The sequence below is a fragment of the Streptomyces sp. BBFR51 genome, assembly GCF_044591655.1.
Taxonomy (GTDB): domain Bacteria; phylum Actinomycetota; class Actinomycetes; order Streptomycetales; family Streptomycetaceae; genus Streptomyces.
In genome coordinates, this window is sequence record NZ_CP172448.1 from 7,813,838 (window position 1) to 7,828,011 (window position 14,174).

Annotated in this window: 9 protein-coding genes; all 9 read right to left on the reverse strand. The window is 72.9% G+C overall.

The window, feature by feature from the left end; all coding sequences use genetic code 11:
* Position 1: 1 nt before the first annotated feature.
* On the reverse strand, positions 2–1,969 hold the full coding sequence (locus ACGH7X_RS35465; RefSeq protein WP_399893471.1) for an alginate lyase family protein: 1,968 nt from the start codon (positions 1,967–1,969) through the stop codon (positions 2–4).
* A complete protein-coding gene (locus ACGH7X_RS35470) occupies positions 1,966–4,164 on the reverse strand; it encodes a bi-domain-containing oxidoreductase (RefSeq protein ID WP_399893474.1) in 2,199 nt (732 codons plus the stop codon). The genes ACGH7X_RS35465 and ACGH7X_RS35470 overlap by 4 nt, the downstream gene beginning before the upstream one ends.
* 49 nt (positions 4,165–4,213) lie before the next feature.
* Entirely contained in the window at positions 4,214–6,148 is a 1,935-nt protein-coding gene (gene asnB, locus ACGH7X_RS35475) for an asparagine synthase (glutamine-hydrolyzing) (protein ID WP_399893476.1), read from the reverse strand.
* Positions 6,149–6,151: 3 nt separating this feature from the next.
* The gene (locus tag ACGH7X_RS35480; protein ID WP_399893479.1) at positions 6,152–7,675 is read right to left on the reverse strand and encodes a Wzz/FepE/Etk N-terminal domain-containing protein; all 1,524 of its coding nucleotides are present in this window, start codon (positions 7,673–7,675) and stop codon (positions 6,152–6,154) included.
* Positions 7,672–9,039 (reverse strand): Wzz/FepE/Etk N-terminal domain-containing protein, encoded by a 1,368-nt coding sequence (locus ACGH7X_RS35485; protein ID WP_399893482.1) that lies wholly within the window; start codon positions 9,037–9,039, stop codon positions 7,672–7,674. Before ACGH7X_RS35485 ends, ACGH7X_RS35480 begins: the two co-directional genes overlap by 4 nt.
* Positions 9,036–10,316 (reverse strand): glycosyltransferase family 4 protein, encoded by a 1,281-nt coding sequence (locus tag ACGH7X_RS35490; RefSeq protein ID WP_399893485.1) that lies wholly within the window; start codon positions 10,314–10,316, stop codon positions 9,036–9,038. Before ACGH7X_RS35490 ends, ACGH7X_RS35485 begins: the two co-directional genes overlap by 4 nt.
* Positions 10,306–11,631, reverse strand: a complete 1,326-nt coding sequence (locus ACGH7X_RS35495; RefSeq protein ID WP_399893488.1) for a nucleotide sugar dehydrogenase — start codon at positions 11,629–11,631, stop codon at positions 10,306–10,308. The genes ACGH7X_RS35490 and ACGH7X_RS35495 overlap by 11 nt, the downstream gene beginning before the upstream one ends.
* 70 nt (positions 11,632–11,701) lie before the next feature.
* Positions 11,702–13,180: a sugar transferase gene (locus ACGH7X_RS35500; protein ID WP_399893491.1), complete on the reverse strand. Its 1,479-nt coding sequence runs from the start codon at positions 13,178–13,180 to the stop codon at positions 11,702–11,704.
* Positions 13,181–13,673: 493 nt separating this feature from the next.
* Positions 13,674–14,075 (reverse strand): hypothetical protein, encoded by a 402-nt coding sequence (locus ACGH7X_RS35505; protein WP_399893493.1) that lies wholly within the window; start codon positions 14,073–14,075, stop codon positions 13,674–13,676.
* Positions 14,076–14,174 lie beyond the last annotated feature (99 nt).

Genomic DNA, 14,174 nt, shown 5'->3' on the forward strand with positions numbered 1-14,174 from the left:
CCTAGCCGTGGAACCTGAGTACGGTCGTGAACCCGGCCGCGCCGTCGGCGAAGCCGGTGCCGACCAGCGTGGTGGCGGGTTCCTTGCGCCCGAAACCGGCGGAGTACCAGCCCAGTGGCGGGTCGCTCTCGCCGCGATGCGCCCGCCAGGACAGCTGCCCGGGCAGATCGAGCACCGCCGAGCGGTCCTCGCCGTCCCGGGCCCAGGTGAGCACGGCCCGGCTCCCCGCCAGGTCCGCGGTGATCGCCGGGCCGAGATGGAACGCCAGCCGCACCGACCGGCGCGGGCCGCGCACCTCGTCGACCACCCGCAACTCCTGGCTCTCGGCCGTCAGTTCCACCCGGCGGCGGTGCACGGAGCGTCCGTAGCCGTCGTGCTCCGCGCACCAGCGGGACACCCCCCTGTCCGAGGAGCCGGACGTGTCCGCGGCAAGGACACGGGTGCGGGCGTGCCGGGTCCACAGGAACGGGCCGCCGGAGACGGACTGGTCGGCGCCGTCGATCTGGAGGGTGTTGTGAGCGAGGGTCGAGCGGAAGTACCGCCGCCACACGGGCTGCCCGTGATAGCAGAACGTGCCCGGGTCGGCGAGCACGTCGACCCCGTCGTGCCGGACCTCCACGGACAGCGCGTCAGCGTGGGCGTGCGCGGCGATGGACAGGAAGCCGTGCGGACCGCCGTCGCAGCGGCACCAGATCCCCGCCGGACCGCGCAGGATGGTCAGCCCCGCGTCGGCGAAGTGGGCCGGCCGGGTCGCCGGTCGCCGGACGGCCGGGCCGGTCCCTCTGTCCGCGTACGGCCGGATGAGCGCGGCCAGCAGCGCGGTGCGCACATCGGTGCCGGTCACCGTCGGCCACCAGGGGAGCGAGCCGAACACGGCGTCCCCGGTGGCCAGCAGCGAGGCCCAGCGGTCGGTGCCCGCACCGTCCACGACCAGGCCGTGCCCGTCGTCCGCGTCGCCCTGGCGGGGCGGACGCAGCCGGCTGTCCACGACGGCCGCGAGCGCGTCGGTCATGCGCAGCAGCACCAGCCGGACGGACGCGGGGACCGGCACGCCGGCGGCATCCGCCTCCGCCAGCGCGGCCAGGCCGAGTTCCAGCACGAGGCCGTGGTACTCGGTGGCCAGCTCGCGGTTGAGGCCGGAGCCGAAGGTGTTGCTCTTCAGATGCCGTTCCAGCGACCGCAGCGCGTCGGCCCGCCAGCGCGCCGAGGAGGGGAACCACCCGAACGCGCAGGCCGCGGCGAGCTGTCCGGCGGCCTCGGCGACGACGTGGTTGTTCGCCGAGGACCCGCGGCTGGGGAAGGCGGCCAGCCAGCGCTGGTGGTGCCAGATCTGGTTCAGCGCCGCCGGGTTGCCCTCGAACAGCGTGGCCGCGCCCGGCCAGCCGTCGAGCAGCCGGCGGATCCACACCCAGGACAGCAGCCGGATCCCCAGCTCGATGCCGCTGGTCCAGTGCACCCCGCGCAGCGGCGCGTTCGACGTCCACCACGACCGCAGGTGCTCGGCCACGCGCTCGGCGTACCGCTCGTTCCCGGTGACCGCGTAGGCGGCGGCGAGCACGGTGAGGTACTGATGCCGGGACAGCTCCCAGATCTGCTTGACGTCCCCGACCGCGTCCTCGTTCCGGTACGGCACGTCGAAGGCGTAGCCCCACGGGGCGCGGCGCCCGGTCTTCGGGTCGTACCACCAGTCCGGGTCGGTCAGGTCGTCGCGGAGCACGCCGAAGTACTCGACGTGCCCGGCCATCAGCCGGTCCGCCTGAGCGACCAGACGTTTCGCGGCGTCCGGCGGCACCGCGGCGAGGGTCCCGGCGGGCAGTACCGCGGTGAACCGCGCGCCGCTCACGGACGGGCTCTCAGGGCGAGCCGAGCGCCAGCGCCGCCTGCGCACCGCGTCGCCCGCCCGGCCGCCGACCTCCCGCGGACCCATCCGGGACAGCCGCCGCAGGTACCAGCCCGCGCTCATGGTCATCGCGCCCCCGCCAGTGTCACCGGCGCACCGGCCGCCAGCGAGGCCGGCACGGCGAGGGTGGCCGCGGTGGTGGCGACCAGCGACTCGAGCGGCACGGGCATCGGCCCGCCGGTCCGTACGGCCTTGACGAACGCGGCCAGTTCGGCGGCCTGGCCCTTGTCCCGGGCCTTGGGCAGCCGCGGGCCGACCGACCGCTTGCGGCGGCCGTCGTAGACGGCGGCGCGGACGAAGTCGTCGAGCCGCAGCGCGCGGCCGTCCGCGACCAGGTCCAGGGTCTCCTTCGGGAACCCAGAGGGTCCTGTGGTGACGTAGGCGATGGTGGCGGTGGACCCGTCCGGGTAGCGCAGGACGACCTGGAGGTCCTCGTTGCCGGGCGTGGCGGTCGCGTACACCGACACCGGGTCGGCGCCCAGCAGCCGGCTCGCCGTGTCGATGAAGTGCCCGCCCTCTCCGGCGAACCGGGAGCCCTCGGTGCCCTGTTGGAGATACCAGCTGCCGTGGTCCAGCCGGCCCGCGTTGACCAGGTACCGGACGTGCGCCGGCCCGTTGCGGGCGCCGAACTGCCTTCCGGCCTCCCGCAGCAGCGGCGCGAACCGCCGGTTGAAGCCCACCTGGAGCCGGTCGTTGCCTGACTCCTCCACCGCCGCGAGCACGCCCGCCAGTTCGTCCCCGGTGAGCGCCAGCGGCTTCTCGACGAACACCGCCTTGCCGGCCAGCAGCGCCCGCCGGGTCAGTTCCGCGTGCGAGCTGTGGCGGGTGACGACGAACACCGCGTCGATCGAGGTGTCGCCGAGCACGGCGTCGAGATCGGTGGTCGCCCGGGCGAAGCCGAACTTGCGCTGCGCGTTGGCGGCGGACAGTGCCGTCGTGGTGACGACCGTGGACAACTCGACGCCGCCGCGCTGCGCCAGGTGCGGCAGCAGCATCGAGGTCGCGTAGTTCCCGGCGCCGACGAACGCGAGGCGCACCGGCGCCTTGGCGGTGCGGGCGGTCTGCCTCCGCTTCACGTTCACCGCGGGCACGGCCACCACCGGTGCCGGTGCCGTTGCCTGGTCCCCGGGCCCGGCCGCTCGTCCGGGGTACCGGAAGAGCACCGCCACGGCCTTCAGGCCGCCGTCCTTGAGGCTCCGGTACGTCTCGACGGCGTCGTCGAAGTCGGCGGTGTGGGAGACCAGCGGTTCCACGTCCACGCGGCCGCGGGCGGCGAGGTCGAGGAAGCAGGCCAGGTTGCGGCGCTCGGTCCAGCGCACGTAGCCGATCGGATAGTCCCGCCCCTCCAGCTCGTACTCCGGGTCGTAGCGCCCGGGGCCGTAACTGCGGGAGAACCTGACGTCGAGCTCCTTCTCGTAGTACGCGTTCCACGGCAGGTCGAGGCGGCACTTGCCGATGTCGACGACCCGCCCCCGGTCCCGGCACAGCCGGGCGGCCAGCTCGACGGGCTGGTTGCTGCCGCCGCCGGCGGCCAGGTACACCTGGTCCACGCCGTGACCGCCGGTGAGTTCGGCGACGGCACTCTCCACGGCCGGGGACGCGGGATCGCCGCAGGCCGCGGCGCCCAGACGCGCGGCCAGCTCGCAGCGCGCCGGGTCGGGATCGGCGCCGACCACGCGGACTCCCGAGGCGGCCAGCAACTGCACCACCAGCTGCCCGATCAGCCCGAGGCCGACGACCAGCGCCACTTCGCCGAGCCGCGACTCGCCCTGGCGGACGCCCTGCAGCGCGATCGACCCGACGGTGCCGAAGGCCGCGTGCCGCGGCTCGAGGCCGTCGGGCACCGGGGTGTAGAGGTTCTTCGGCACCCAGTTCAACTCGGCGTGCAGCGCGTGCTCGTTGCCGGCGCAGGCCACGAGGTCGCCGGCCTTCACGTCGTCGATCCCGGCGCTGACCTCCTCGACCACCCCGCACAGCGAGTAGCCCAGGGGCGTGTAGGAGTCCAGCTTGCCCATCACCTTGCGGTACGTGGCGGGCACCCCGTTGGTGGCCACGCTCTGCACGACCTTGGCCACCTGGTCCGGCCGGGAACGGGCCTTGCCCAGCATCGACATGCCGGCCTCGGAGACCTTCATCAGCTCGGTCCCGGTGGAGATCAGCGAGTAGGCGGTCCGCACCAGCACACCGCCCGGCTTGCAGCCCGGCACCGGCACGTCGAGCAGCGCCAGCTCGCCGCTCTTGTAGTTCTGCACAACCTGTTTCACCCGAAGTCCTCTTGTCTCTACGCCGTCAAGCCGTCAAGCCGCCAAACCTTCAAGCCGCCCGGCTTTGGCCGGAACCGGAGCCGGAGGTCGCGCCGCGATACCAGTACTCGAGGGTCAGCACGTGCCACAGATGCTTGGAGAAGTCCCGCTGCCCGGCCGCGTCCTCGGCGACCATGCGCGCCAGCGCGTCTCGGCGCAGGAGCCCGGACCCGACGAGTACGCCGTCGTTCACCACCTCGCGCACCAGCGGTGCCAGATCACGGCTCATCCAGGCCCGCAACGGGGCGCTGAACAGGCCCTTGGGCCGGTACACGATCTCCCGGGGCAGGATCGAGGTGGCCGCCTCCTTGAGGACCGCCTTGCCCTGCCGGCCGACGATCTTGCGGTCCCCGGGCACCGCGAACGCCGCCCTGACCACGTCGACGTCCACGTACGGCACCCGCACCTCCGTCGACGCCGCCATGCTCGACCGGTCCGTGTAGGCGAGGTTGAGACCCGGCAGGAACATCCGGGCGTCGCCCAGGCACATGCGGTTGACGAAGTCGTCGAGGTCGTTGTCCTGGTAGGTGTCCGCGTGCTCGGTCAGCACGTCCTCGACCGCCGGGGCCAGGTCCGGGTCGAGCAGGGCGAGCAGCTCCTCCTGGTCGTACATGGTGTAGCTGCGCCGGAACGCGGTCTCCTCCGGCAGATCGGCGAAGGAGAGGAACCGCTTCGCGAAGCGCACGGACCGGTACCCCCGGCGGGCCGTGGCGACCGGCAGCCGGTCCACGGCGGCGGACAGACCGCGCCGCAGGGGCCGCGGGACGCGCTGGTAGCGCAGCGCGAGCAGGTTGGCCAGGTGCTTGCGGTAACCGGCGAACAGCTCGTCGGCGCCCATCCCGGAGAGCAGCACCTTGACCCCGGCCTCCCGGGCGGCCTCGCAGATCAGGAAGGTGTTGATCGCGGCGGGGTCGCCGATCGGCTCGTCCAGGTGGTGTGTCATCCGCGGCAGCAGGTCGAGCACGTCCGGGGCGATCTCGATCTCGTGCAGGTCGACGCCGAACCGCTCGGCCACCTGCCGGGCATAGCGAAGGTCGTCCGGCATCGCCTCGAACCTGGCGTCCTCGGCGCGGAACCCGATCGTGTAGGCGGAGATCCCGGGCCGGTCGCGGGCCGCCAGCGCGGTCAGGTAGCTGGAGTCGAGCCCGCCGGAGAGGAAGGTCGCCACGGGTACGTCGGAAAGCAGGTGACGCCGGGTCGATTCCTCGACGACGGCGGCGACATCCGGCAGCTCCCCGGCTCGCGCGCGTTCCTGGCCCTCGGCGGCGACGTCCTTCAGGTTCCAGTACCGGCCGCGCTCCACCCGGCCGTCGGGCCGGCACCTGAGCCAGCTGCCCGGCGGCAGCTTCTCCGCCTCGCGGAACGCGCACCGCGAGTCCGGCACCCAGTAGTACAGCAGCGAGGCCACCAGCGCGGCGTGGTCCACCTCGAGCGACCCGCCGCTCACGGCGGCCAGCGCCTTGAGCTCGGAGGCGAACACCAGGCCCGCGCCGCGCCGGAGCAGGAACAGCGGCTTGATGCCGAGCTGGTCGCGGGCGAGCACCAGCTCACCGGTCCGCTCGTCGAAGACCGCGAACGCGAACATGCCGCGCAGCCGGGGCAGGCAGTCGGTGCCCCAGCGTCGCCAGGCCTCGAGCAGCACCTCGGTGTCGGAGCTACCGCGAAAGCGCACCCCGGCGGACGCCATCTCGGCGCGCAGCTCGGGCGCGTTGTACAGCTCGCCGTTGTAGGTCAGGGCGAGGCCGTCCGAGACCATCGGCTGGGCGCCGGTCTCGGACAGGTCGATGATGGCCAGCCGGCGGTGCCCCAGGTGCACTTCGCCGTCACCGGCCCGGTGGCCGTACCGGCCCGCCCCGTCCGGACCGCGGTGGGCGAGCACATCGGTGAGCCGGTCGGTGACGGCCTTCCCGTCCGGCCATCGGTACGTGCCTGCGATGCCACACATGTCCTACCGCACCTCCTCGTCGCTGTCCGGGACCCGTGCGGCCGGCACCGGCGGCCGCTCCGTGCGCGGCCGCGAACCGTTGCGCCGGGCCTGCCGGTCGAAGTGGCCGCGCAGCGCGGTGTGCTGCCCGTCCCACAGCGTGCCGTCGGTCCGGTCTCGCGGATCGGGGTCGATCAGCACCACCCCGATCACCGCGATCCGCTGGTCCGCGAGCTGCCGGGCCACGGTGTGCAGCCACGCGGCGCTGCCGTGCCCGGCACGCACGACGAGCACGGTCCGGCCGCCCAGGTGCTGGAGGTCGGTCCACGCCGTACCCGGTGCGACCGAGCCGACGCCGAGCCGGCGCTCCTGGGGCGAGGAGGCCTCGGTACGCTCGCCGCCGACCACGGTCGGGTCCGACGGCCTCGGGCGGCGTCGGGCGAGCTGCGGTCCGGGCAGACCGTCGACGACGACCACAGGACCCTGCGCCGCCAGCGCCCGGGCGAGGTCCATGGCGATCACGCTCGTGCCGCGCGCACAGCCCAGTTCCAGCAGCGACACCGGTTCCGCGGAGCCGCGCACCGCACGGGCCAGGGTCGTGGTGAGCCGTTCGCGTGCCGCCCGGGTCCGCCGGCGCCGCCACCCGGCCGACCGGCGTGGCGCGCGGCGCAGCTCCGCGACGACCGAGGCGCCCAGATTCGCCGCGATCTCCCGGCGCAGCACGGGGCGGTCCGCCACCACCGCGGACACCGCGGCCAGCGCGAGCCCGAGGACCAGCCCCAGGGCCAGTCCGATCGCGGCGTCGGTGACCGTGGTCATGGGCAGGGAGTGCCGCACCAGGTGCGGGGCGTCCACGATCTGCGTGCCGGCGACGACCCTGGGCGCGCCGGTGCGCGCCTCCGCGGCACGCTGGTCGAATTCGGCGATCCGCGAGTCGAGCTCGGCCCGGCGGGCGAAGAGCGACTCGATGCTCGCCGACGCCTCCGGGTCGCTTTCCGGCGACCGGTCCCCGATCGCCTCGTTGACCTCGGCGAGCTCCTTCCGCATCCGGTCCCGCTGGTCGAGGAGGGCCTCGGCCTCGGCCTCGGCGGTCTCCCGCATCCGCTTCACGTGGTCGGCGACGAACGCGTCGGCCAGCGCCTTGGCCCGCGCCACCGCTTCCGCGTCGCTGTCACCCGTCACCTCGATCTGGAGCAGGTTGTTGGTCAGGCCGGTGACCCGGTAGTCCCGCATGAAGTCCTCGGGGTTCTCCGTGGACTTCAGCGACCGCAGGGCCTGACCGGCGATCCGTGTGGTGCCCAGCAGTTCGACGTCGGTGCGGATCAGCGTTCCGGTGTCGTTCGGCTGGTCCTCCTGATGCGCGACCAGCACCTGGGCCACCGCGGTCGGCGGCGGTGGCATCAGGACCGCCACCGCCGCGCCGACCAGGAGCCCCAGCAGTGCCAGGGAGCCCCAGAAGCGGCGCCGCCTGCGCACCGCCACCACCAGCGCCTGGAGGTCGAGCAGCGGAGCGCCGGCCGAGGAAGAGGACGTCTCGCTCGTCGTCACGTGGCACCTCCCGTCGCGTGGCCGCCCACCGGGACCGCACCGCCGGCGTCGTCCCGGGGCCGGTCGGCGGACCGCGTCGGACGGGCCCGGACCGGGTCGGCGAGGACGATGCCGACGACCTCGTGCCCGCCGTCCGCACAGGCCTCGGCGATGCCGGCGAGCTCCTCCGCGGTCCAGCCGCCCGCGCTGAGTACGACCAGGGCACCGGACTCGGTGTCGCGGTCCGGCACCGTCGGCCGGGACACCGAAACCTCCACCACGCGCAGCAGCGGATCGCCCTCGGCCTCGGCGACGAGCTGCCCGGCGGCCCGGCGGGCGATCTCGTCGCCGTCCGGTACGACGACCAGCAGCCGCCGGGGGGACGGCAGTTGCTCCCGGAGACCGGCGCACACCCGCCGGTAGCGCAGCCGCCTGCCCGCCTCGTCCGAGGACGTCCGCGGGGCCGGGAGGTCCCACCGGGTGTCGGCGCCCAGCAGCCGCCGGACCCGGGCCCGCGTGCCACCGCCCCGCGGCCGGTGCGCCCGCCGTTCACCGGCCACGTCGACCGTACCGAGCAGCGCCGAGCCCAGCGCCGCGGCGATCTCCGGTTCGCTGCGCAGCCGCCGGTTCATCCGTGCGGCGGTGAGATGGCCGACGATCGCGAGCAGGAAGAAGAGCAGCGCCCCGCCGGCGACGAGCTGCGTCCTGGTCGGCGGTGCCTCGCCGGTCGGCCGGGTCGCCGGTCCCATGACGACCATGCCGGCCTTGTTGCTCGCCGGGTCGGCCTGCTCCAGCTTGTTCATGGCCTCCTGCAGCGCGCTGCGCAGCTTCTCGAGTTCGGTGCGGGCCTGCACGCTCTCGACGGTCCGCCCCGGATCGGCCGAGTCGGCCAGGTCGGTGATGCGGCGGTTGGTCTGCGACACCTGCTGCCGCAGGGCCTCGGGCCCCGACGCGGCGTCGGCGTCGGTGCCGCCGCCCGCGATCTGCGCGGCGAAGGTGACGAACTGCTGGGCCACTTCGTCGGAGAGCCGCTGGGCGCGCTCCGGGGTGTCGTCCGTGCCCGAGATCTTGATGATGTTGCCGTCGCTGGCCTTGGCGCTCACCCGGTCCCGCAGCTCGCCGACGCCGACGCCGGGCCGGTCGAGGGCGGCGGCCGCGCGGTCGATCACCGTCGAACTGGTGGCGACCTCCACCTGGGTCAGCAGCTCGCGCTCCTCCCACTGCCCGGGGAGCAGCACCGATGCCGACGCGGTGTACCGCGGCGGGAACAGCACCGAGGTGCCGTACCCGACCAGCGCGCCGACCAGGGCGAGGACGGCGAGCAGCCGTCCGCGCCTGCGGAGCATCCGCCCGATGGTGACCAGGCGTATCGTGTCGTCGCTCAACTGCGCGGCCTTCTCCCTGTCCGGAACGGGGCGCCCGCCGACACCGGAGTGCGGTCACGGCAGGCGGCTGCGTAGGCGGCGAGCAGCGATCGCTGGGAGTTGCGCCAGGAGAGCTGCCCGCCGATCCGCTCCTGGCCGGTCTTGCCCATCCGGGCCCGCAGCTCCGGATCGTCCAGCAGCATCGCGACCAGCGCGGCGAACTCGGTCTCGTCGTTGGCGGGGGCGTAGACGGCGGCGTCACCGGCGGAGACCCGCGCCTCCCGGAGGTCGAAGGAGACGATCGGCCGGCCCATCGCCATGTACTCCAGGACCTTGTTCATGGTCGACACGTCGTTGAGCGGATTGCGCGGGTCGGGGGAGAGGCACACGTCCGCGGTGGACAGGTAGCGCACCAGGTCGGCGTCCGGAATGCGCCCGGTGAACCGCACCTGGTCGCTGAGACCGAGCCGCCGGGACAGCTCCACCATCGCGTCGAAGGCGTCTCCGGAGCCGACGAACACCGCGTGCCAGTCGGTGCGCCCGAGCTCGTCGCGCAGCTTCGCCAACGCCCGCAAGGCGTAGTCGACGCCGTCCTGCGGGCCCATGACGCCGAGGTAGCACAGCAGATGGGGCTTGCCGCACTTCAACCCCGGTTCGGGCGGCACCGGTCGGAACCGGTCGGTGGCGGGAGCGCTGCGCACCACGAAGACGTCCGCCGGCCGCCGGCCGCCACGGTGTATCGCGACGTCCTTGTAGCTCTCGTTGGTGGCGAGCACGACGTCCGCGGCCCGGTAGGTCATCCGTTCCAGCGCGCACACGGCGCGGTAGAGCAGGTCCTTGCCGCGGCCGAACCGGGAGAGGTACAGCTCGGGTATCAGGTCGTGCTGGTCGAAGACGAACCGCGCGCCGCGCCGCTTCAGCCACAGGGCCGGCAGGAACAGCAGGTCGGGCGGGTTGCAGGCGTGGACCACGTCGACCGGGCCGACCTTGCGGGCCAGCCGGGCGGTGTGCCACAACGCCGCTCCGTACTCCCGCAGATAGCCGGCCGGCCCCCCGGTGGCCGCGCGCAACGGGTAGCGGTGGATCCGCACCCCGTCGATCTCCGCCTCCGCCTCCGTGTCCCGCGCAGTGCCCCGGGGACAGATGACGTCCACCGTCCAGCCGGCGTCGCGCAGCGTCGTGCACTCCTGCCACACCCGCCGGTCGAAGGGCACCGACAGGTTCTCCACCAGGATCAGGGCGCGCCGGCCCGGCCGGTCGCCGCCGGCTCCGTCGTCGAACGAAGTGTCACCAAGCAAGGCCCACGTACCCCGGTTCGGCCCGGCGCGCCTCGGCGTCGGGAAGGTGGATGAGGTCGATCAGCGTCGGGCCCTCGCCGTGCGGCAGCGCCGACAGCACGGCCGGGTCCCTCGTCCCGACCAGGCACACCTCGGCGTGCTCCAGCACGTCCTCGACGGATTCCGCGAGCAGTTGCGCCAGGTGCGGCAGCCGGGTCTCGACGTACTCGCGGTTCGCGCCGAGCAGCCTGGACAGGCTCACGTTGGCGTCGTGGATCCGCAGGTCGTACCCCTTGCCGAAGAGCCTCTCCGCCAGCTCGACCAGCGGGCTCTCACGCAGGTCGTCGGTGCCGGGTTTGAAGGACAGCCCGAACATCCCCACCCGGCGCTTGCCGGTGCGCTCGACCAGCTCCACCGCGCGCTCCAGATGCGCGGAGTTGGAGGGCAGCACGTGGGCGAGGATGGGCACCGAGACGTCGGCCCGCTGCGCCGCGTGGACCAGGCTGCGCAGGTCCTTGGGCAGGCAGGAGCCGCCGAAGGCGAAGCCGGGCCGCAGGTATGCGGGGCTGATGTTCAGCTTGCGGTCGGCCAGGAACACGTCCATCACCTGGTGCGAGTCCACCCCGAGCGCCTGGCACACCGCGCCCAGCTCGTTCGCGAAGCCGATCTTGAGGCCGTGGAACGCGTTGTCCGCGTACTTGATCGCCTCGGCCGTCGCGACCGGCACCCGGAACACCTCGCCGGGCAGGCCGTCGTACAGCGCCGCCATGACGTCGCCGCTCGCCGGGTCCAGCTCGCCGATGACGGTCTTGGGCGGGTCGAAGAAGTCCCGCACGCTCGTGCCCTCGCGCAGGAACTCCGGGTTGACCGCGACCCCGAAGTCCACCCCGGCCGTGCCGCCGACGTACTTCTCCAGTATCGGCACGAGCAGGTTCAGGGCGGTGCCCGGGAGCATGGTGCTGCGGAACACGACCGTGTGCCGCCCGCCGCGCCCGCCGCGGTCCGCCAGCGCGGCGCCGATCTGCTCGGTGACCCGCTCCAGGTACGTGGTGCACAAACTGCCGTTGGGCTCCGACGGCGTGCCCACGCAGACCAGCGACACCTCGCTGCCCATGACCGCCTCGTGGACGTCTCCGGTGGCGCGCAGCGCCCCGGTCCCCACGACCTCGGCGATCAGCTCGCCGATCCGTTCCTCGACCACCGGTGCCTTGCCGTCGTTGACCAGGTCGACCTTCACCTGGTTCACGTCCACCCCGATGACCTCGTGCCCCATGCCGGCCAGGCACGCGGCCGACACGCAGCCCACGTAGCCGAGCCCGAAAACGCTGACCCTCATGACCCGTCCCTCCCCCCGGGCAGGCCCTGGCGGCCTGCCGTCCGCGCGTCCCCACGACGACGCCCGCGCATCAGTAGGCCCCCTGCCCGTGGACCACCGCACGCAGCGTCTTCCACAAGATCACTGTGTCCAGGGCGAGCGACCAGTCCTCCACGTACCGCAGGTCGAGGCGCACCGCCTCCTCCCACGGCAGGTCGCTGCGTCCGCTGATCTGCCACAGGCCGGTGAGTCCGGGCTTGACCAGCAGCCGCCGCCGGATGTCCGGGCCGTACGCGGCGGACTCCTCCGGCAGCGGGGGCCGCGGACCGACCAGCGACATCGAGCCGGTGAGCACGTTGAAGAGCTGCGGGAGCTCGTCGACCGAGTACCGGCGCAGCACCGCTCCCAGCCGCGTCACCCGCGGATCCCGGCGGAGCTTGAACAGCAGGCCCGCGCCCTCGTTGCGGTCGGCCAGCGCGGCACGTGCCCCGTCGGCGCCGGCGACCATGGTGCGGAACTTGACGATGGTGAACTCGCGGCCGTCCTTGCCGACCCTGCGCTGGCGGTAGAAGACCCCGCCCCGGCTGTCCACCAGGACGAGCAGGGCGACGAGCGCCATCAGCGGCGCGAACACCACCAGCAGAAGGGCCGCGCCCACCCGGTCCACGACTCCCTTGACCGCGCGGCGGCCCCCGGTGAAGGCCGGCATGCTGACCCGCAGCAGCGGGATCCCGAGCACCGCGTCGACGTGCAGCCGCGGTCCGGCCACCTCCATCAGTACGGGGGCCACGACCATCTCGGCGTCGCTGCCTTCGAGGTTCCAGGCCAGCCGCTGCAGCCGGTGCGGTGACCAGTGCGGGTCCGGTGTCACCGCGACGACGCGGTAGCCGTCGCGGTGGACGTGGTCGGCGACGTCCGCCAGTGGGCCGACCACCGGTACGCCGTCCAGTTGGTCGCCGTGGAGTCCGGGACCGTCCGTCGTGCACACCGCGTCCACCCGCCAGCCGAGGTGCGGGAATCTTCGGGTCCGGGCGATGAGATCGCTGACGGTGGCCGGGCTCCCGGCGGCGAGCACCGGTCTCAGGCACCGTCCCGCCTTCCGCTGCCGGTGCAGCCGGATGCGCAGCCAATACCGCGCGATCATGGTGACGATCGCGATCGCGGGAACGGCGACGAAGATCCAGAGTTTGATGTTGCGCGAGGTGAGGGCGATTCCGCCGAGCGCCAGCACGACGGTGGCCATGAACAGGGAACGGCCGAGCCGGCGGAATTCCTCGGCACCCTGGCCGAGAACCGCCGGAGCCCACGACCGGCTCACCGCGAGCGCTCCCAGCACCAGCACCTCGGTGCCGAATGCGAGAATGCCCCATTTCTCGTGCCAGTTGGCGGCGTCCCGGACGCCGAAGAAATTGCCGATACCCGCCACCACGAAAGCGGTGGTCACCGTATCGCTGGTGATCACGGTACGGCGGTACCGCTGCTCCCAGTCGGTCTCGGTCCGGCTGATCTCCCCGTTCGCCAGTCGCCCGCCCGCGGACGGAAACGGGCTGACCAATCCCCCTTGCCGCACAGAACCCCCCAGGTCCCCAGTGGTTCGACGTGTTCGCCTAACACTGCCCCTCCCCTTGGGAGGCCCCCGCCTCCCGCACCGCGCTGCCCCTCCCCTCGGGAGGCCCCCGCCTCCCGCACGCGACATCCCGGTTGTTTCGGCGCTACTTGAACAACCCACCCTGGCGGCAGCGGACCCGCATGTCCTGCCAGGCTCTTGAGGTGCGCGAGAACCCGTCGAAACCTCGGATGCTCCCCGCACCCAAGGCCCCTTCCGGGCTCCTTGAATTGATCATCCCCAGATCATCAATGGTCGCCTCATGTCCGAACATCTGAAGCACGGTCAATCTAGACCATCGCGGCCGGTATGTAGAGAGGATGTGTGCAATTAGTGCTCAGGCTTTGACGAATGGGCCAGTAATCGACCTGAGCACCCCGGGGCCGCCCCGATCCGGGCGCCGGGGCCGACCGGTCCGGCGGTGAGCCGGCCCGGTCGGCCCTGGTCGTCGTCCCGGTCAGTGGTGGCCGTGCAACCGCAGCCGTGGCCGGTGTCCGGCGGGGCGGCGGTGTCCGGCGGTCTCGCCCCCGGTGTCCGTGCTGCTGCCCGGGTGGCCCTCCAGGCGCCCGGCCAGTTCGTCACGCTCCGCGGAGGCCCGCTTGGCGGTCTCCCGCTCGCCGCGGCGCTTCTTGCCGCGGTGGCGTGCCAGCACCGTCCCGGCCATGAGCATCCACATGCCCAGGCCGAAGATCAGAGTCAGGGCGATACCGCCGAGAAACGCCCCGAGCGTGCTGATCGTGAATGGATCGCTCCCCAGCAGGGTCACGGTGTAGTCCGGCCCGCCGGACAGGTTGTACGCGATCAACAGGCCTGCGAAGGCGGCGGCGCCCGCCATGAGCAGGAGACCCAGCACCAGCATGTTTCTCACCTCGTCGCACGTGGATGTCCTCCACCCGGGTCACCATGTGGAAAGGGGCAAAACGCAATATTTGGGGTTGACGGGCGCCTTTCGAGCCCC